The 19269-nt window shown below is 71.6% G+C and carries 18 protein-coding genes and 1 tRNA gene; 6 read left to right on the top strand and 13 right to left on the bottom strand.

Translation table 11 applies throughout. The annotated features are described in order from the left end of the window. Nucleotides 1–301: MFS transporter (locus tag VFL99_RS09805; RefSeq protein ID WP_325106164.1), on the top strand; the 301-nt coding region annotated here is incomplete at its 5' end. 51 nt (nucleotides 302–352) lie between these two features. After that, nucleotides 353–994 (top strand): class I SAM-dependent methyltransferase, encoded by a 642-nt coding sequence (locus VFL99_RS09800; protein ID WP_325106163.1) that lies wholly within the window; start codon nucleotides 353–355, stop codon nucleotides 992–994. On the opposite strand, the gene VFL99_RS09795 is transcribed toward VFL99_RS09800, so the two are convergent. Beyond that, entirely contained in the window at nucleotides 979–1998 is a 1020-nt protein-coding gene (locus VFL99_RS09795; protein ID WP_325106162.1) for a hypothetical protein, read from the bottom strand. The two genes, VFL99_RS09800 and VFL99_RS09795, sit on opposite strands and share 16 nt — an antisense overlap. 160 nt (nucleotides 1999–2158) lie before the next feature. Here VFL99_RS09795 and VFL99_RS09790 point away from each other — a divergent pair, with 160 nt between their 5' ends. Further along, complete coding sequence (locus VFL99_RS09790; RefSeq protein WP_325106161.1) at nucleotides 2159–3532, top strand: aspartate aminotransferase family protein; 1374 nt, start codon at nucleotides 2159–2161, stop codon at nucleotides 3530–3532. 6 nt (nucleotides 3533–3538) lie between these two features. Here the strand turns inward: VFL99_RS09790 and VFL99_RS09785 are convergent, their stop codons facing one another. The 4 genes from VFL99_RS09785 to VFL99_RS09770 all read right to left on the bottom strand — a co-directional run bounded on the left by VFL99_RS09785 (nucleotide 3539) and on the right by VFL99_RS09770 (nucleotide 7425). Beyond that, complete coding sequence (locus VFL99_RS09785) at nucleotides 3539–5488, bottom strand: DUF5107 domain-containing protein (RefSeq protein ID WP_325106165.1); 1950 nt, start codon at nucleotides 5486–5488, stop codon at nucleotides 3539–3541. A gap of 5 nt (nucleotides 5489–5493) precedes the next feature. Next, entirely contained in the window at nucleotides 5494–6693 is a 1200-nt protein-coding gene (locus tag VFL99_RS09780; RefSeq protein WP_325106160.1) for a trans-sulfuration enzyme family protein, read from the bottom strand. 90 nt (nucleotides 6694–6783) lie between these two features. Next, nucleotides 6784–6870: transfer RNA gene (locus VFL99_RS09775), tRNA-Ser, on the bottom strand. Between the two features lie 174 nt (nucleotides 6871–7044). Continuing rightward, nucleotides 7045–7425 (bottom strand): DUF3040 domain-containing protein, encoded by a 381-nt coding sequence (locus tag VFL99_RS09770; RefSeq protein WP_325106159.1) that lies wholly within the window; start codon nucleotides 7423–7425, stop codon nucleotides 7045–7047. Nucleotides 7426–7610: 185 nt separating this feature from the next. Here VFL99_RS09770 and VFL99_RS09765 point away from each other — a divergent pair, with 185 nt between their 5' ends. Next, nucleotides 7611–7955, top strand: coding sequence for a YtxH domain-containing protein (locus VFL99_RS09765; RefSeq protein WP_325106158.1), 345 nt, complete (start codon nucleotides 7611–7613; stop codon nucleotides 7953–7955). On the opposite strand, the gene VFL99_RS09760 is transcribed toward VFL99_RS09765, so the two are convergent. The 7 genes from VFL99_RS09760 to VFL99_RS09730 form a co-directional block, all read right to left on the bottom strand. Then, a complete protein-coding gene (locus VFL99_RS09760) occupies nucleotides 7945–8658 on the bottom strand; it encodes an N-acetylmannosamine-6-phosphate 2-epimerase (protein ID WP_325106157.1) in 714 nt (237 codons plus the stop codon). The two genes, VFL99_RS09765 and VFL99_RS09760, sit on opposite strands and share 11 nt — an antisense overlap. Beyond that, on the bottom strand, nucleotides 8655–9698 hold the full coding sequence (locus VFL99_RS09755) for an ROK family protein (RefSeq protein WP_325106156.1): 1044 nt from the start codon (nucleotides 9696–9698) through the stop codon (nucleotides 8655–8657). Before VFL99_RS09755 ends, VFL99_RS09760 begins: the two co-directional genes overlap by 4 nt. A 15-nt stretch (nucleotides 9699–9713) precedes the next feature. Further along, entirely contained in the window at nucleotides 9714–10643 is a 930-nt protein-coding gene (locus VFL99_RS09750; RefSeq protein WP_325106155.1) for a dihydrodipicolinate synthase family protein, read from the bottom strand. Further along, nucleotides 10640–11722, bottom strand: a complete 1083-nt coding sequence (locus VFL99_RS09745; protein ID WP_325106154.1) for an ABC transporter ATP-binding protein — start codon at nucleotides 11720–11722, stop codon at nucleotides 10640–10642. The genes VFL99_RS09750 and VFL99_RS09745 overlap by 4 nt, the downstream gene beginning before the upstream one ends. 68 nt (nucleotides 11723–11790) lie before the next feature. Beyond that, a complete protein-coding gene (locus VFL99_RS09740) occupies nucleotides 11791–13782 on the bottom strand; it encodes a dipeptide/oligopeptide/nickel ABC transporter permease/ATP-binding protein (RefSeq protein ID WP_325106153.1) in 1992 nt (663 codons plus the stop codon). Further along, the gene (locus VFL99_RS09735) at nucleotides 13782–14738 is read right to left on the bottom strand and encodes an ABC transporter permease (RefSeq protein WP_325106152.1); all 957 of its coding nucleotides are present in this window, start codon (nucleotides 14736–14738) and stop codon (nucleotides 13782–13784) included. Before VFL99_RS09735 ends, VFL99_RS09740 begins: the two co-directional genes overlap by 1 nt. 10 nt (nucleotides 14739–14748) lie before the next feature. Next, nucleotides 14749–16395, bottom strand: coding sequence for an ABC transporter substrate-binding protein (locus VFL99_RS09730; RefSeq protein WP_325106151.1), 1647 nt, complete (start codon nucleotides 16393–16395; stop codon nucleotides 14749–14751). 108 nt (nucleotides 16396–16503) lie between these two features. Here VFL99_RS09730 and VFL99_RS09725 point away from each other — a divergent pair, with 108 nt between their 5' ends. After that, entirely contained in the window at nucleotides 16504–17256 is a 753-nt protein-coding gene (locus tag VFL99_RS09725) for a FadR/GntR family transcriptional regulator (protein ID WP_325106150.1), read from the top strand. Between the two features lie 4 nt (nucleotides 17257–17260). Further along, nucleotides 17261–18232 (top strand): acetylxylan esterase, encoded by a 972-nt coding sequence (locus VFL99_RS09720; RefSeq protein WP_325106149.1) that lies wholly within the window; start codon nucleotides 17261–17263, stop codon nucleotides 18230–18232. 54 nt (nucleotides 18233–18286) lie between these two features. Here the strand turns inward: VFL99_RS09720 and VFL99_RS09715 are convergent. Continuing rightward, on the bottom strand, nucleotides 18287–19269 hold a 983-nt coding region (locus tag VFL99_RS09715; protein ID WP_325106148.1), incomplete at its 5' end, for an NEW3 domain-containing protein.

The following is a 19269-nucleotide window of genomic DNA, read 5'->3' as shown; positions in this document are numbered from 1 at the left end:
GATCGACGAGCACCTGTGGCCGGTGCTGCTGGCCGGGTTCGTGCTGGCCGGGACCGGGATCGGCCTGGCCGAGACCGCCCAGTCGACCGTCGTGGCCCAGCTGCTGCCGGACCACCTGCGCGCCAACGGTTTCGGGATGCTCGGCTTGGTCCAGTCCTTCGGCGACCTGGGGTCGACCCTGGTCGCCGGTGTGCTGTGGGCCGTGGTGTCGCCGACCGTCGCGTTCACCTACGCGGCCGCGTGGATGCTCTGCTCCGTCGCCGCGTCGGGCCTGCTCCGACCACGACAGACACCGGCGTGACCGGCCCCGCGACGTCGCGCGGAACGGCCGGATCTGGGGCATCGTGAGCAGGTGGGCAGGACTCAACCGGCGCGAACGATGTGGGTCTGGAGCGCGGTGCCGGCGATGGTTGCCGGCGGTGCCGGCCTGTGGTTCTGGTGGCGGACCCACCCGAGCACGCGGCCCTTCGCGCAACGGGCCTGGATCGACGCACCACACCCGTTCGTCACCCCGCGACGGGTGCGACACCTGTTGGCGCCGGTCGCGGGTGAGCGGATGCTCGAGCTGGGGGTCGGCAGCGGACGCTACGGACTGCCGCTGGCTCCCGCCCTCGGGCCGCACGGCCTGCTGACCGTGGTGGACCTCCACCGGGACATGCTCGAGCTCACGATGGGCAGGGCACGGGAACAACGGCTGCACAACGTCGCCGCCGTTCGCGCGGACGGCACCGCGCTGCCCCTGCCCACAGGTGTGTTCGACGCGGCCTATGCCGTCTCCGTCCTGGGACAGGTGCCGAACCCGCCATCGGCGCTGGTCGAGCTGCGCCGCGTGGTGCGCCCCGGCGGACGGGTGGTCGTCGGTGAGTTCGGCTACGACCCGCACGGCGTCTACTTCCGCGACCTGTGCCGTCGAGCGGCCGACGCCGGGCTGGACTTCGACCGTCGGGTCGGCAGCGTCTTCGGTTACGTCGCCCGCTTTCAGGTCTCCGAGTGAATGGTCGGTGACGAGCCGGGGCGGTCGACGTCGTCGACCAGCCGGCGCAACGTGGGCAGGGACCGCAGCACGGCCGGCATGGGCAGCCACAGGCTCAGCACGTGGTAGACGAAGATGCCGGGGACCGCGACGGCGAGCGCGGCCCCGCTGTACCAGAGCGTCACCGGCAGCACGACGGCCAGGATCCCGGCACCGGCGAGTGGCCCGGTGCGTCGGGTGAAGACCATCCCGGTCGCGAAGCCGACCAGGAACTGGGCCACGTTCAGGTGCAGCCCGAAGGTCGCCAAGCCGGCCCAGGCCGCCAGGGCGTCGCCGGCCCAGAACAGCGCCATGCCGAGGACGGCAGGGTTGCGCCGGAACGGTCGGGCGAACAAGCCCCGCACCAGGACGATGGACTCGAGGAACACCCCCACGCGGCCACGCCATCCGCCGCGACCGGCCAGCCGCCCGCCGTAGCGCGTGGCCAACCAGAACGCGAGGAGGAACCCGGGGACCGGGATGATCGCCCACGGCAGGGTGAAGTCGGGCGGCGGACGGTGCAACCCGAGGAGGAGAACCGCGATGGCAGCGCCACACCCGCCGATCGCGAGCACCCCGTACTCCAGGCCGCTGAGGGCCGAGACGTGCACGTTGGCGTCGTGCCGGTCGGCGCCACCGGCCCGCAGCGCCGCGACGTCGAGATCGGTGGCGCCGTGCGCGAGGAACCCCCCGAAGCCCGCCACGGCGACCAGCGCCATCTCCTTGGAGGGCAGCGACCAGCGCGGCGTCCCCGCGAAGGTTCCGCGGTAGGCGTTGTCGTAGCCCACGAACGAGACCACCAGGCCCGCGACCAGCACCAGCAGCCACGGCCAGGTGACGTGGGTCAGCGCCGTGCGCACGGCCTCGAAGCCCGCGACCCAGGAGAGGCCCACGCCGGCTGCCAGCTGCAGGGCGAGCGTCGTGAGCAACAGCGTGAACAGCGCCCTCCGACCGACGTGGAGCGCATTCGCCGACAGCCATCGCATCCAGGGCTCCCACTCTTGCGTGCGGTATGCCGTACAGTTCCCCGCCGCGGGCGGTTCATGCGGGGATTCGCGGGTGGCCTGCGGGGGTACACGTCTGGTGCGGCCGGAGGGCGGTGAGGACGGCGGCTGCCCCGACCCGTCCGGTCGAGAGGAGGCTGATGTGTCATTCGACCTGGGCGAGCTGCTGACGGCGCGCAGCGGGGAGGGCTACCAGTTGCACGCCAGCCACCTGAACCGCGAGGTCCCCCGGGTGCTGCACGCGATCGACTTCGACACCGTCTACCAACGGGCCGAGGGCGCCTACTGCTTCGCCGAGGACGGGACCCGCTACCTCGACTTCCTGGCCGGCTTCGGCGTCCACGGCGTGGGCCGCAACCACCCCGTCGTGCGCGCAGCCCTCCACCACGCCCTCGACGCCGGGCTCGCCGACCTGGTCCAGATGGACGCCCCGCTCCTGCCCGGTCTGTTGGCCGAGCAGCTGCTCGCGAGGACCCCGGGGCTGGACCGGGTCTTCTTCTGCAACAGCGGCACCGAAGCCGTCGAGGCGGCGCTGCAGTTCGCCCGCGCTGCCACCCGCCGGCAACGCGTCCTCTACTGCCAGCACGCCTACCACGGGCTGACCGTGGGGTCGCTGTCCGTCAACGGGGGAAGCGAGTTCCGCGACGGGTTCGATCCGCTCCTCCCGGACACCGCCGTCCCCTTCGGCGACCTGGCCGCGGTGGAACGCGAGCTGCGTCGCGAGGACGTCGCCGCACTGGTGGTGGAGCCGGTGCAGGGCAAGGGGGTGCAGGTGGCCCCGCCCGGCTACCTCGCCGAGGCGTCCGAGCTGTTGCACCGGCACGGTGCGCTGCTCGTCTGCGACGAGGTCCAGACCGGCCTCGGTCGCACGGGACGTTTCCTGGCCTACCAGGACGACGCGGTGGTTCCCGACCTCGTCACCGTCGCGAAGGCCCTGTCGGGCGGGTTCGTGCCGGTCGGTGCGGTCCTGTCCAAGGACTGGGTCTTCGACCGGGTCTACTCGTCCATGGACCGGGTCTTCGTGCACGCGACCACCTTCGGCGGGAACGCGCTGGCGATGGCGGCGGGCCTGGCGACCCTGGCCGTCCTCGACGAGGAGGACCTCGTCGGCAACGCCGCCCGGATGGGGAAGCTGCTGAACGACCAGCTCGTCGGCATCCGCGAGCGCTGCGACCTCGTCGTCGATGTGCGGGGCCGCGGCCTCATGATCGGGATCGAGTTCGGCCGGCCGCACTCGTTGCGGCTGCGCACCCGCTGGGCCGTGCTCGAGGCCGCCCGCCGGGGGTTGTTCGCGCAGATGGTGGTCGGCACCCTCTACCGGCGGCACCGGATCCTCACCCAGGTGGCAGGCGACCACATGGAGGTCATCAAGCTCCTGCCCCCGCTGATGATCAGCGAGGTCGAGGTCGAGCTCTTCGTGACGGCACTCGCCGACGTGCTCGAGGAGGCCGAGCGCGGCGGTGACCTGGTGTGGGACTTCGGTCGGACGCTGGTGCGGCAGGCGCTGATCCGCTGACCCTGCTCACTGTCGCATGCGGAAGTCGTACTCGGCCGGGACCTCCTCGGGCAGGGCGCCGGCAGATGATCGTTGCGTCCCGTCCTTCTCGGCCGCCCGGTAGGCATCCCAGAGATCGCTGAGGGAGTGGTCGGCCTCCCGGAGGTCGGCCACCTCGAGGCCCTCGGCCAGGATCCGCCGGACCTGCTCCCAGTCGCCCGTCTGCCCGGCGGCCGATGCCTGCAGCAGCCGCACGCGGCCGTGCTGTCGTTGGTCGGGTGCGACCCGGTCCACCATCCGCAGTGCCTCCGCTGCCCGGCCGGCGGCGATCAGCTGGGCCAGGCACTCGACGAGGAGCCCAGTCAGTTCGGGGGCGAGTCGCTGCGCCTCCACCATCCGCTCGACCGCCCGGGCGGTGTCCCCAGCGGCGTGGTCGCTCACGGCCAGGTTGCGCAGCGCCCACGGGTTCGGGCGCGACGCGAGCGAGGACTCCCAGGCGGCTCGGGCGGAGTCTCGGTCACCGGCATGCCAGTCGGCGACGCCGAGGTGCAGGGACCGGGCCCAGTTCGCGGGCGCTGCCTGCAGGCGACGGCGCCACTGCGGGCCGACGACGAAGGTGCGCGGAGGAGCCGCGGTGAACTGGCCGGTCTCGAGCAGCTCCAGCCACGGCGCCTGCTCCTCGGCCAGCGTGTCCCGGTCGAAGGGCGTGGCCGCGGGCAGGTGGAAGCCCGGCTCGTCCCGCCGCAGGAGCTGTTCGAGGGCTCCCCAGCCGGACCCGGCGACGAGGCGCTCCTCGGGGCGGCAGTCAGCCGTCCGGTTCGCGACCCGGACGGCCTCCTGCAGGCTCCCGTCGGTCAGCGGGTGCAGCGAGGCGGCCACCGCCGCGGTCGCCTCACCCCAGTCGCTGCTGTGGACGCGTGCCGGGTCGGCGACGACGGACGTGTAGCCCTCGGTCCAGCGCCACACGGCGTGCGCCGGCATGGGCAGGTGCTCGAGCTGCGTGCCGGCCAGGCCGGCCTGGATCTCGCAGTAGGTCTGGGAGCCGTCGGTCAACCAGTGGTTCCAGCGGCGACCGCCGACGCGCTGCCCCCACACGAACAGCTTGCGTCCGCGCAGCCGCGAGGTCGACAGCTGTGCCAGCCCACGGCCGGACTCGTCGACTGCCGCGATCCACGGCGAGGTGCCCTCGGGAATGTCGAAGAACCAGTCCCCGGCGTCCTCCCGGCGCTCCGGATAGCTCCAGTCGGTCGCCGTCGAGTCCGCGACGGGCACGCGCCGCAGCTCCCGGGAGTAGCCGAAGTGCCACGCGTGGTCGGCCGGCGCGACCACCCGGAGGCCCGGCGTCTCCTCGACCGCGATGTTCGACCACCAGTACATCGGGACGGTCACGCTGTGGGGGTTCCAGATGCTGACCGTCACCCACAGCGTCCTCGAGCCGGGCGGCAGGTGGACGTCGAGCGCGAACACCACGTTCCGCATCCGTTCCCACTCGTACAACCGCAGGACGGGGGAGCCGTCCGCCGCCTGCACGCGCGCGGCGTGCAGGGGGCTGCAGGTGGTCGGGGAGTGCCCGGTGGTCCCGATGTTCCACTCGACTCCCCCAGCAAACCAGGCGTTGCGCAGGGCGAGGTTCGCCGGCTGGAGCACGTTGTTCCGGAAGACCAGGTCACGGCCGTCGGACCTGTCCACCAGCGACCACAACCGCCCTCCGAAGCCGGGCAGGAACGTGGCCCGCAGGTGCTCGTTCTCGAGCACCACCACGTGGTGCTCCCGTGGCCGGCGCTCCCGTGAGTAGGCGTCCTGCAGCGTGTACGGCAGGATCGACTCGATGTGCCCGTACGCGAGCCGTTCCGCCATGCTCGGGTCCGCGCCCTCGAAGGTCACATCCCGGTGCGGGTCCTCGGTCCGGAGCAGGGGCGGTAGGGAGTTGTCCGCCCCCAGCGGTGCCGTGTCGATGGTCAGGGTCTCGACCGACATGCTGGTCACTGGTCCAGCCCTTCCAGTGCCCGCGCGAGGTCCTGCCACAGGTCCTCGACGTGTTCGCACCCGACGCTGAGGCGCAGCAGTCCGTCCGGTACGTGCGCGGACCCTGGGTACTGCGCTCGCCGCTCGATGGTGGACTCCACCCCGCCGAGGCTCGTGGCGTGGGCGATGACGGTGAGCGCCGCGCAGGTCGCGTCGGCACTGGCAGCGTCCGCGAGCTCGAAGCTGAGCACCGCGCCGAATCCCCTCATCTGGCGACTGGCCAGGGCATGACCGGGATCCTCCGGAAGGCCGGGGTAGCGCACCCGGGTCACCGCCGGGTGGTCGCGGAGTCGGCGGGCCAGCTCGTGCGCGCTGGCCTGGGCCGCAGTGAGCCGCACGCCCATCGTCCGTATGCCGCGCAGCGCCAGGAAGCACTCGAGCGCCCCGGGGACGGCCCCGGACAGGGTGCGGCGGCGCCGCAACGCCCGGTGTGTCTCCGGGTTGTCGGTGACGGCGACGCCCATCAACAGGTCGGAGTGTCCGCCCATGAACTTCGTCGCGCTGTGCACCACCACGTCGGCACCCAGCGACAGCGGCTGCTGCAGCAGCGGGGTGGCGAAGGTGTTGTCGACGACGACCCGGACGTCCGCCGCGCGTGCGGCCGCGCTCAGCGCCCGCAGGTCACAGACCTCGAGCAGCGGGTTGCTCGGCGTCTCGATCCAGAGCACCTCCGCCCCGTCGAGGTTCCGGCGAAGCGACTCGCTGTCGTCCAACGCCACGGTCTCCAGCCGCCAACGGCCGCGAGTCTGCCCGTCGTGCAACAGTTCCCGCGTGCCCATGTAGACGTCCTGCGGCAACAGGACGGTCGCGCCGGCGGGCAGCAGCTCGAGTACGCCGGCGATGGCGGCCATCCCCGAGGAGAACGCCACCGCGTGCCCACCCTCGAGCTGGCCGACGACGTCCTCGAAGGCCGACCAGAGGTCCGTGCCGTCGCCACGCGCATAGGTGCGGGGACCCGGCATACCGTCCGCGGCCGACGTGCCTTCGGCGGGCGCGGAAGCGGGCGCGGCTGGTCCCGAGCGGAAGGTCGAGGCGAGCACGACGGGAACATTCATGGGAGCGCCCGGTTGCGCCGCGGGCCGGCCGTGTTCGACGAGAAGGGTCTCGGGTCGCAGCTCCCACGAAGTTCCGTCGGGACGTGGGGTCGAGTTGGTCACTGCCTCTCCCGTCTGTCACACATGCGACCGACCCACACGGCGGTGGGTCGGTGTCCGGACGGGAACCGGCGGTTCCCTCCTCGCCAGGAGCGGAGGGCGTGGGATTCGAACCCACGATGGGCGTACACCCATAGCGGTTTTCAAGACCGCCGCACTAGGCCACTATGCGAGCCCTCCCGAGCACCCGGCATACCGTCGGGTGCCAGCGGGGCCACGCTACCGGGTGCGGCGGTGGGCGCCCAAGGGCGCCGCGGCGGACCGGCAGGTGGCCCAGGGCGCGATGTACCCCGCGAGGGCGGGGCGAGCAGGAGGGTGGGTCACGGGCGAGGGTTCAACGACGAGTCGAAAGGCTCAGGAGGCGCGGCGGTGCGGCAGCGGCAGGTGTCGCGGGATGCTGTTGACCCAGCCACCGACGGAGCGGAACGGCCGGGTAGTGGTGTCAGCGCACTTCTTCCACGAGACGCTGGGAAGACGTCCCACGACGAGCGGCCGGAGCATGATCCCGGCGCCGGCGGCGAACAGCACCCCACCGGCGACCCAGGCCGCGACGGTCGTGCCGAGTCCCAGGACGAGACAGGCGATGCCGAAGCATCCGAGGGAGGAGAGCAGCCGGCGGGCCTTGGCTCGCCGCCACCGATCCCCATTCACTCTCGCAGCGAACCGGGGATCCCCTTCGCATGCTTCGGACATGAGGTCGCGGAAGGTCTGTTCTTCCTTTCGGGTCAGTGCCATCGGAACTCCTGTGTGGCCCTCCGACGGGGGCCGTGTGCGGGGACGGAAAAGCGATGAAATCCGCATACCCGCCGCTGCGAACCGCAAACGGTGAGCGGGCCGCCCGGCTTGGCCCGTTCGACGAGTGGTCGAGCCGGTGGTGTCGTGTCAGGGTGGTGCTGACCCACGACGAAAGGAATCGCGACATGGGCAAGTTGTCCTTCCTCACCGGAGCCGCGGTCGGGTACGTCCTCGGGGCCCGGGCCGGGCGCAACCGCTACGAGCAGATCAGGAGCGGCGCACAGAAGCTGTGGCAGAACCCGACGGTGCAGCACCGGGTCAGCGACGTCGAGGGTGCCGTCAGGGCCAAGGCACCGGAGGTGGGTCACAAGGTCATGGACGCCGCGGGGTCCAAGATCGGCTCCGGCAACTCGAGCCACGGTGCCGCCGGGACGAACGCCAGCGACCGGCGCACCAGCGGCGACATCCCGCCGACCGCCCGCGGGGACGACGGGCGGCTGCACCCCGACATCAGCGGGTTCACGGAGTAGCGTCCGCCACGCCCTCCACTGCGTCGACGAACCACGACGTGATCGACGTCGGGTGGGTGATCGCGGTGCCCACCACCACGCTGAACGCCCCGCGCCGGATCGCCTCCGCCGCGTGGGCGGGCGTGTGGATGCGGCCCTCCGCCACGACCGGAACCGTCAGCCGCGCGGCGAGCTGCGCCACCAGGTCGAGGTCCGGGCCGTCGCCCTTCTGCGTGTATGCCGTGTAGCCGGCGAGCGTCGTACCCACCAGGTCCGCTCCCGCGGCCTGGGCCGCCACGCCCTCCTCGAACGTCGAGCAGTCGGCCATGACGAGCGCCTCGGTGGCCTCGCGCAGGGCGGCGATCGTCTCGCCGAGCGACCGCCCGTCGGGGCGGGGACGTCCGGTCCCGTCGAGGGCCACCACGTGCGCGCCCGTTTCGGCCACCGCGAGCGCGTGCTCGAGGGTGGGCGTGATGAAGACGTCGTCGTCGCCGTCCTTCCACAGGCCGATCACCGGGAGGTCGACGGCCGAGCGGATCGCGCGCAGGTCGTCCAGTCCCTGGGCCCGTATGCCGGCCGCGCCGCCGCGCGCGACCGCCTGCGCCATCGCGCACATCGCCTGCGGGGTGCGCAACGGCTCGCCGGGATAGGCCTGGCAGGAGACGACCAGTCGGCCTCGCAACGGCTGCAGCAGGGCCGGGACCTCCGAGGCGGGGACGGTCATCGCGCCACCTCCGGATGCTCGGGCGCACCGAAGCTGGTCGGCGCGGGCAGGCCGGCCTGACTCTCCGCTGGCTCGAGCTGCCGGGCGATCCACGCCGCCCCGAGCAGCGCGGCCCCGGCCCTCGCGGGCACCAGCGGCGTCGACCGCACGGGTTCGAGGGCCTGAGCCACCGCGGCCGCACGCATCGGCCGCCACCAGGTCTCGCCGACCGAGCTCACGCCACCGCCGAGGACGACGACGTCGGGGTCGAGGACGTTGAGCAGCGCACCCACGGCGTCGCCGAGCGCCGCGGCGCCCTCGGCCAGCACCGCGCCGGCGACGACGTCGCCGCCCTCCGCCCGGGCCACCACGTCGGCAAGGCCGGGGACCACGTGACCGGTGCGCGCGGCATACTCCGCGGTCATGGCAGGGCCGGCCGCCACCGACTCCACGTGGCCCCGCCCACCGCAGGGGCAGGGCCGGTCCCCCGCGCGCACGGACGGGACGTGGCCGGCATGGCCGGCGACGGAGTGGGCCCCGTGCACCACCCGACCGCCGACCACCAAGGAGGCGCCCACTCCCGTGCCGACCGCGACGAACAACAGGCTCCCCGTCGGCCCGAGCCCCGCGCCGGCGCCCTGCCACCACTCCCCGAGCGCGTGCCCGTGGACGTCGTTGTCGACCGCTACAGGGACACCCAGCGCTGCGGTCAGTCGCTCCTGCACCGGGGTGCCCGCCCAGCCCGTCAACGCATCCGTCGCCGACAGGACACGACCGGTCGCTGCGTCGATCACGCCGGCACTGCCGACGCCCACGCGCACGACGTGCGTGCCCGCCGGACGGCTCGCGATCGCCTCGCGCGCCACCCCGACAGCCGTGGCGAGCACGGCGTCCGGTCCCCGCGCACCTGGCGTGGGCCGCGGCGTCCCGAGGTGCAGGAGGCGACCGTCGAGGTCCACCAGCCCGGCCGCGGTCTTGGTCCCGCCGATGTCGATGCCCAGCAGCAGCTCAGCGCCTCGCCTGCCAGCCGTGCCCATCACCTGGTCCCGCGCGTGTGCCATCCCGGACTCACCACGTCAGCGCAGGCCGGCCTGCTCGAGCTCGACGGCGACCCGCTTGCGCTCGTCCTCGTCGAGCCGGCGCAGCGGTGGGGAGACCTGGTTGCTGCGGATGACCCCGAGGAGGGCCAACGCGGTCTTGAACCCGCCCACGCCGGCGGCGTTCCCGCCTGCGGTCGACCGGTCCGCGGCGGCGACGATCCGGAACAGCCGGGCGAGCCGGTCCTGCTCGGCCTTCGCATCCGCCCACCGGCCCTCGCGCGCCGCGGTGTAGAGCCGCACGTAGCCGTCCGGGTCGACGTTGCCCAGGCCTGGCACGACGCCGTCGCAGCCGGCGAGGAGCATCGCGTCGACCACGACCTCGTGGCCGGTGAGGTGGGTGTAGGTGGGGTGCTGCTCGAGCGCGAGCATCGTCTGCCGCGCCTCGACGTCGTTGCCGCTGCTGTCCTTGACCCCGTCGATCACGCCGTCCTGCGCGAGGGTCGTCACCATCGCCGGTGACAGCTTGGTGTGCACGCAGACCGGCAGGTCGTAGGCGAGCAGCGGCAGGTCGACCGCTCCCCGGACGAGCCGGAAGTGCCGGTCGATCTCGCTGTCGCTCACCAGGGCGTAGAACGGGGCCGTGGCCACCAGCGCGTCGGCGCCGAGCGCGAGGGCCCGGCGGGCCCGGACCACGACCCGGTCCGTCGACGGCTCGATGCAGCCCGCCATGACCGGGACCTGCCCGGCGACGGTACGCACGATGACCTCGAGCACCTGGTCACGCACCTCGTCGGTGAGGTAGATCGTCTCCCCCGAGCTGCCGAGGGCGAACAGGCCGCTGACGCCCGCCTCGAGCTGGGCGGCGACGAGCCGCTCCAGCGACGGCACGTCGAGGGCGCCGTCGTCGGTCAGCGGGGTGACCAGCGGGGGGACGACGCCGGTGTAGCGGGGGGTTCGGGTGGTCACGCAGGCTCCTCGAGCTGGGGTCGGTCGGAGGTGGCTTCTCGGGCGGACGCCGCCAGCTCGGCGTCGTCGAGTCCCACGGGAAGTGGGTGGTGGCAACGGAACTCATGCGGCGTCGGCGACGGGCGGTCGCCGGAGGCCGGCGCCCTGCCGTCCCGCTGGACCGGCGGCATCTCGTCGGCGCAGCTGTCGTCCGCCCGCCAGCACCTGGTGCGGAACGGGCAGCCGCTCGGTGGCCGGGTCGCCGACGGCACCGGCCCGATGAGCGGGATCGGCTCGATCGGGGACAACAGGCCGGGCGCGGCGGAGAACAGCGCCCGGGTGTAGGGGTGTCGCGCCCCGGTGGGCATCGCGGCGGCCGGGGTCTGCTCGACGATCCGGCCGAGGTACATGGTGACGATGCGGTCGCTGACCCTCCGGACCGTCTGGATGTCGTGTGACACGAACACCATCGCCAGCCCGAGCCGCTGCTTCAGGTCCAGGAGCAGGTTGAGGATCTGCGCCCGCACCGACACATCGAGCGCGCTCGTCGGCTCGTCGGCGATCACCAGGTCGGGGTCCAGGGCGAGGGCGCGGGCGATCGACACGCGCTGCCGCTGCCCGCCGGAGAGCTGGCTCGGCAGGACGTCCGCCACCGACGCCGGCAACCCGACCAGGTCCATCAGCTCACGGACCCGGGCCTCCCGCTGCCGAGACGTGCCGCGGCCGTGCACATCCAGCGGGTCCCGCAGCACCTGCCGGATCGGCATCCGCCGGTTCAGCGAGCTGGCCGGGTCCTGGAAGACCATGCCGACCCCGGCACCCATCTGGTGCCGGCGCTGGGAGCCGCTCATCCGCCATACATCCTGTCCGCGGAAGAACAGGCGACCCTCGGTCGGCTCCTGCAGCCCCACGAGCACCTTGGCGAGCGTCGACTTGCCGCAACCGGATTCACCGACCACGCCGACCGTCTCGCCGGCCCGGATGGTCAGGTCGGCTCCGGTCAGCGCGTGCACCCGCTCGGGGTTGAACATGCCGCCGCCCCGGGTGCGGTGGCGCACGTGGACGCCCTCGAGCCGGACGATCTCCCCGTCGCCGCTCATGTCGGCTGTTCGCGCTCCTCGGCGCTCCGGGCCTCGCTGCGCTCGTTTCCTCACGCTGTCGTCGCCGCTCATGACCGCACCAGCTCCCGTCCCCCGTCGTCGTGGCTGATCTGCTCCGCCGGGTGGTGGCAGGCGGCCGAGTGCCGCTGCCCGTCACCGTGCAGCTCGGGCACCTGGGTGAGGCAGACATCTGTCGCGGCCGGGCACCGGTCGGCGAAGCGGCAGCCCGCGGGGAAGTCCGCCGGCGACGGCACGACACCGCGGATCTGGGTGAGCCGCTGGGCGCCGGACTCCAGCGAGAGCACCGACCCCAGCAGGCCGCGGGCGTAGTGGTGCGCGGGCGCGCCCACCACGTCGGCGGTGACGCCCTGCTCCACGATCCGACCGCCGTACATCACGACCACCCGGTCGCACACGTCGCTGACCAGCGCCAGGTCGTGGCTGACCAGGACCAGGGCGAAGCCGAGCTCCTCGCGCAGCCGCAGCAGCAGCTCCATCACCTGCGCCTGGACCGTCACGTCGAGGGCGGTCGTCGGCTCGTCGGCGATGATCAGCTTCGGGTCGCGCGACAGCGCCATGGCGATCACCACCCGTTGCCGCTGCCCACCGGAGAGCTCATGGGGGTATGCCGAGAGCGTGCGTTGCGGGTCCAGGCCCACCAGCCGCATCAGCTCCTCCGCGTTGCGGGTCCCGCCGCGACGGATCAGCTGGCGCAGCTGCCCGCCCACCTTGATGGCGGGATTGAGCGCCGAGAGCGCGTCCTGGTAGATCATCGCGATCTCGCGGCCCATCAGCGCGCGGCGCCGGTTGGCCCGCAGCTGCAGCAGGTCGAGACCCTCGAAGAGGACCTGGCCGCCGAGCCGGGCGCCGCGCGGCTGCAGCCCCATCACCGCCAGGGAGGTGAGCGACTTGCCGCAGCCTGACTCGCCGACGATCCCGACCACTTCACCGGGCCGCACGTCGAAGGAGACGCCGTCGACGATGTCCACGCCGCGGTGACGGCCCGCGAAGCCGATGCGCAGGTCGCGCACGGACAGCAACGGCTCTCCCTGCGGCAGGGGTCGGGCCCGCTCGCGGAGCCGCTGGGCGGCCTCCCGCAGGCCCGGCAGCTCGAGGACCTCGCCCGTGCCGGGCCGGGCGCTCTCCAGCCGGTCGACGTCGCCCGCGTCAGTGGCGCCCGAGGTGCTGGCGCGTCGGGCCGCCGGGGCCGCCCACGCATCCGAGATGCCCTCCGAGAGCACGTTGAGCGCAAGGACGGTCAACAGGATGAGCAGCCCCGGGAAGAACGTCGCCCACCAGCCACCGACCTGGACCAGCTCCTTGCCGAACGCGATGACCGATCCCCATGAGGAGTCGGCCTCCTGCGGAGCGAGCCCGCCGCCGATGAACGACAGGGACGCCTCGAAGACGATCGCGTCGGCCACCATGATCGTGGTGAAGACGAGGACCGGCGCGGCACAGTTGCGCGCGACGTGGCGCAGCAGGATGTGCGGCCGGCGCGCCCCGATGACCTGCTCGGCGGCGACGTAGTCCTCGCGGTACTGACTGAGCACGTTCGCGCGGACGATCCGGGCGATCGAGGGGATGAAGACGAACCCGATCGCGAGGGTCACGACGGTCAGGCTGTCCTTGCCGAAGGCGATGACCAGCAGTGCCGCGAGCACGATGGCGGGGAAGGCCATCACGACGTCGAGGCAGCGCATGACCACCTCGTCGAGGATCGTGCGACTGGTGCCGGCCAGCGCGCCCAGCGCCGAGCCGACCACCAGAGCCAGTCCGGCGGCGCCGAACCCGACGATGAGGGAGCGCCGCGTCCCGGCGACGAGCCGGGAGTAGACGTCGCGACCGAGGGCGTCCAGGCCGAACCAGTAGTCGCCGTCCGGCCCGGTCGTCGCCGGCCCCAGCCCGGTCTGCCCCGGGTCGTGCGTGGTCAGCAGCGGGGCGAAGAGCCCGACGAGCACGACGAGCGCGATGAAGATCAGGGCGACGACGGACGGCATACCGAGCCTGCTGAGGTGGGCTCCCGGCCGGGAGAGGCGCGTGGTCAGGGTGCGGTGCATCAGTGGGCCCCCCGGAGGCGCGGGTTGGCGAACAGGTAGAGCACGTCCACGACGAGGTTGATCATGACGAAGCCGACGGCGATGGTGAGCACGGTGCCTTGGGCGAGGGCGGTGTCGTTCTGCTCCAGCGCGCTCATCATCTGGGTGCCCATGCCGGGCAGCGAGAAGATCGCCTCGATGATGACCGTGCCGCCGATGAGGTAGCCCAGTCGCAGGCCGAGGACGGTCAGCGGGTTGACCAGCGCGTTGCGCATCACGTTGCGGCCGATGACCACCCGCGGCGGCAGCCCGGCCCCGATCGCGGTGCGCACGTAGTCCTTGTCGAGTTCCTCGACGACGGAGGTGCGCACGATCCGGGCCAGTGAGCAGCCGACCGGCACGGCGAGCGCCAGCGCGGGGAGGGCCATCGTGCCGAGCCAACCGGCGAGTGAGTCAGCCGGGTTGATGTAGCCGCTGGGCGGGAACACGTGGTGGGCCACGGCGAACTGCTGGACCAGCAGGATGGCCAGCCAGAAGGAGGGCATCGCGATGCCGAGCATGGAGACCACGCGCATGACGTGGTCCGGCCAGCGGTCGCGGTAGAGCGCCGCCACGATGCCCAGGACGAGCGCGATCACGAGCGCCCCGGCGACGCCGAGGGCCGTGAGCTGGATCGTCAGGGGCAAGGCGTTGGCGATCTTGTCCGCGACCGGCTGGCTGGGCGGGAACGTCATGCCGAGGTTGCCGTGGGCGAGGTCGACCAGGAACATCACGAACCGGACCGGCAGCGGACGGTCCAGCCCGTGGGCGTGCTTGAAGTGGGCGACCTGGGCCGCCGAGGCCTGGTCGCCGAGCACGGACAGCGCCGGGTCGATCGGCGAGAACTGCATGACGATGAAGACGAACAACGCCACCCCGATGACGAGAGGGATGAGCGTCAGCAGCCTTCGCACCACCATGCTCAGCACCGCGAGCATGTGAGAACTCCTAGGCCGTGCGGTCGGTCTTCAGGAAGTACAGCCCGGTCGTGGCCGCGCCCTGGAACCCGCTGAGCTGCTTCGGGTCCGACCCGGTGATCGTCTTGGTGTGGTAGACGGGGTAGAGGGGCACCTCCTCCGCCACGAAGTCCAGGACCTGCTTCCAGATCTGCTTCTGCTTGTCGGGGTCGGTCTCCCGGGCGGCCTGGTCGATCCAGTCGGCGGCCTTGGCCCGGTCGGCGGGGTCCCAGCGGTAGCGGTCCTTGGGCCAGGCCGCGCCGTAGTAGAACCACCGCAGCAGCAGGTCGACGTCCGGGCCGAAGACGGTCGGGTCACCCGAGGCCGCGAGGGCACGGAAGCTGTCCTTGGGCACGAGGTCGCCGTAGACGGCGGCGGACGGCACGGTGTTGAGCTTCGCCGTGACCCCGATGTTCTTCCACGACTCGACGATCAGCGGCGCCGAGTCCTTGATGAAGGACGTGTCCGTGGTGACCAGCTCGAACGTCAGGTCGCGGACGCCGGCCTGCTTCAGCAGCGCCTTGGCCTTGCCCGGGTTGTAGGTGTAGACGGTGCTGGCCCGCTGGTAGCCGGCGTTGCCTTCGTCCAGGTAGCTGGTGGCCGGGGTCGCGTAGCCCTGCAGGGCGGTCTTGATGATCTTCTCGGTGTCCAGCGCGTAGAACAGCGCCTGTCGGACCCGCTTGTCGTCGAACGGCTTCGCGGAGCAGTTGAACATGAGGAAGAGCAGGTTGAACGCCTGCTTCTTGTCGACCTGGAACTGCTTGCCCTCCAGCTGCGACACGTTGAGGTAGGGCACGGCCTCGATCGCCTGGACCCGGCCGCTGGTGAGGTTGGCGATGCGGGTGGAGGCCTCGGTCGTGGTGCCCCAGGTCATCTTGTCGACCTTGGCGGGACGGGGACCGTTGTAGTTGCTGTTGGCCGACAGGGTGAGGCCCGACTCCTTGGAGACGCTGTCGAGCTTGAACGGACCGGAGCCGACCGGGCTGTTGTCGAACTTCTTCGAGGCGGCAGCGTCCTTGGTCAGCGCCTTGGGCACGATCTTGATGACCGCGATCCGCTCCGGGAAGAGCGAGAACGGCGTCTTGAGGTGGAAGACCGCCGTGGTCTTGTCCTTGGCCTCGACCCGGTCGATGAACGGGATGAACAGGGCCATGAGCGCGGCGTTCTTCGGGTCGTTGGCCCGGGTGAACGACCAGGCGACGTCCTCGGCGGTGACCGGACTGCCGTCGGAGAACTTCGCGCCGTCACGCAGGGTGACCGTCCAGGTCTTGCCGCCGTTGCTCTCCTTCGGCTGCTCCTTCGCGAGCGCGAGGTAGGGTTTGCGGCTGATCGGGTCGAGGTCGACGAGCGCCTCGAAGATGTGCTGGTTGGCGCAGGTCGCTACGGCGCTCGAGGCGTTCATCGGGTCGAAGCCGCTGGACAGCTCGAAGGCGAGGGTCGCCTCGATCGTGTTGGGCGCGGACCCGCCGGCCCCCTTGGTGGAGACGGCGTTGGTCGACTTGGGGCCGCTGCTGCAGGCGGCGAGGCCGGCGGTGAGCGCGGCCGCGACACTCAGGGTGCCGGTGTAGCGCAGGAAGGTGCGGCGGCTGACACCGGTCAGCCCCTCGGGGTCGAACGCGTCGCGGTCGGTGGTGCTCATCGGCAGGAACCTCCGGTCGGTGGGAGAAACGAGGAGAAGTTATATGACGTCTGATGTCTGATGCCGTTAGGGTGAGCCTGACAGGTCTCCCGGCGAAGGGCAAGGGTCATGGCGAAATTGGGGGAGCCGGCGTCGTCCGCGGGCGCCGGCGTGGGGACGACACCGATCAGTCGCGCCCGTGGGCAGGCCGAGGTGGTCGACCGGATCAAGGAGCACATCCTCGAGCAGCGCCTCGCCCCCGGTGACCCACTCCCCACCGAGAGCGAGCTGTGCGCCGCGATCGGGGCGAGCCGTTCCAGCGTGCGCGAGGCGGTGAAGACGTTGCGGGCGCTCGACATCGTCGACGTCCGGCACGGCCACGGCACCTACGTGGGACGCATGTCCCTGAACGCCCTCGTCGAGAGCCTCGCCTTCCGCGGCCTGCTCAGCCGCTCGGACGAGCACCGGGTGCTGGAGCAGGTGATCGAGGTGCGCCGCACCCTCGAGCAGGGCATGGCCGCGCAGATCATCGAGGGCCTGGACGGGCGGCAGCGCGAGAACCTGTATGACGTCGCGCGCGAGATGCAGGACCTCGCCTCCCGCGGGGAGGACTTCCTCGAGCAGGACCGCACGTTCCACGTCATGCTGCTCGAACCCCTGGGCAACGACCTCGTCCTGCAGCTCACCGAGGCCTTCTGGGACGTCCAGCGGATCGTCACGCCGACCCTCGGCAGCGTCGACCTCGACCTGGTCACCAGCGCCGACGCGCACGTCGCCATCGTGGACGCCGCAGCCGCGGCCGACCCGGCCCGGATGCACGACGCGATCGCCGAGCACTACGCTCCCCTGCTCGCCCGCATCGCCGCGCTCCGGGAGCAGTGACGTCATGCCGCTGTTCGACCTCCCCCTGAGCGAGCTCGAGCGCTACCGCCCGGAACGCCGGGAGCCCGCCGACTTCGCCGCGTTCTGGGCACGGACCCTCAAGGAGGCACGCGGCCAGCCACTCGGCATACGGCTCCGGCCGTACGGGCTCGACCTGCCGTTGGTGGACGCACACCGCTTGACGTTCAACGGTTTTGCGGGCCAGCCGGTGGGTGGCCTCTACCTGCGGCCGCGCGGGGCCGGGGACGAGCTCCCGCTGGTGGTGCGCTACCTCGGCTACGGCGACGGGGCCGGGACCCCCTTGGACTGGCTGCGCTGGCCCGCGTCGGGCGTGGCGACGATTGTCATGGACACCCGCGGCATGGGAGCCCGGGCGCGTCGCGCCGGGGTCACCGGGGACCGCGGCGGCAGCGACTCCCCCCACGTCGAGGGGTTCCTCACCAAGGGGATCCTCGACCCCGACGACTACTACTACCGGCGCGTGTTCACCGATGCGGTCCGGGCCGTCGAGGTCGCGCGCTGCCTGGACGGGGTGGACCGCGGGCGCGTCGTCGTCGAGGGGTTCAGCCAGGGCGGCGGCATCGCGCTGGCGGCGGCGGCCCTGGCCGACGGCGTTGCCGCAGCGATGATCTCGGTCCCCTTCCTGTGCCACATGGAACGAGCCGTCGAGCTCACCGACAAGGCTCCGTATGCCGAGCTGCTCGAGTTCGCCCGTACACAGAAGGACGTGCTGCCCCAAGCCTTCACGACGTTGCGCTACTTCGACGGGCTGACCATGGCCGCCCACGCCACCGTGCCGGCGCTCTGGCAGGTCGCGCTCATGGACCAGATCTGCCCACCATCAACGGTTTTCGCGGCCTACAACCACTACGCCGGGGAGAAGTCGATCGACGTCTACCCCTACAACGAGCACGAGGGTGGCGGTGTCGCGCAGGAGGAGCGTCAGATCCGCTGGCTGCGTGAGCGATTCGGCTGAGATGGGGAGGCCGGTGACAGGGCGCTTGCACCCCAGCCACCGGCCTCCATTCTGTCAGCCGTTGTAGACCTCCACGGAGGCGATGTCGCCGTCGAACATCCACCGGTTGGTTGTCCCGCCCTGAGACGCGACGTAGGCCTGGTTGCCACCGATCGTCAGGTTCGGCACACCGTCCGGGTTGAGCCCGGGGTAGGGGTGAGTCAGTTCGGTGATCGTCGAGAAGAACCCTTGCGACCTCTGCTGGCCAATCACCTTCCCGTCAAGGATCAGGCTCGTCACGCCGTTGCTGGAAGCCGCAATCAGGTCATGCCACTCACCATCAGCGACGTTGACGCCAGTCTGAATGCGCACTGGGTACGTTCCGGAGGCGGTCCGGACTTCCAGGTAGGGACGACCGGAGTTGAGCGAGAGGACAAGGTCACGCACCTGGCTGATCGGGTCCGCCAGTGACAGCAGTGAGCCGGCGGCGGGCGCGGACGTCGAGGTGCGGAACCGGACGCGGATCGCGCCCGATTCCAAGTCCTTGACCTTCTCCACCTCGTCAGACACGTCGGTCAGGTGTTGGCCGTCGTAATGGCGCTCGGTGCTGTCCTGCCAGACGACGTCACCGCCGGTCACGACGATGGACGGAGCTTCCCAGCTGGAGTGGGAGTGCTGTCCCTGACGAGTGGTCAGGACCGCACTCACCGGGTAGCCGTTCGTGGACGTGCCCTTGGGGATCGTGACGGGCACGGACACGGTGATGTTCTGTCCGGACGGCACCGTCGGGAGATCCACCGCGTTGGCGGACCAGCCGGTTGGGAGGTCGAGCTGGAGCGAGGCCCCGGTGAGCGGGTGCGGTTCCTGGTTGGTCACAGTGACGCGGACATCCGCTGTCGTCCCCGCCTGTGCGGAGTCGGGCACGGCGACGTGGAGCGGAGCGCAGACACCACCCAGCCAGTCCGGGCTGAAGCTGGAGAAGGTGATGTTGCGGTAGCCGTTGCTCTCCCAGAGCAGGCCGAAGTTGCCGTTGGGCAGCCGCTCCAGCGTCGAGTAGG

This window comes from Segeticoccus sp., from assembly GCF_035708005.1.
This window is presented reverse-complemented; position numbering and strand designations above follow the sequence as displayed.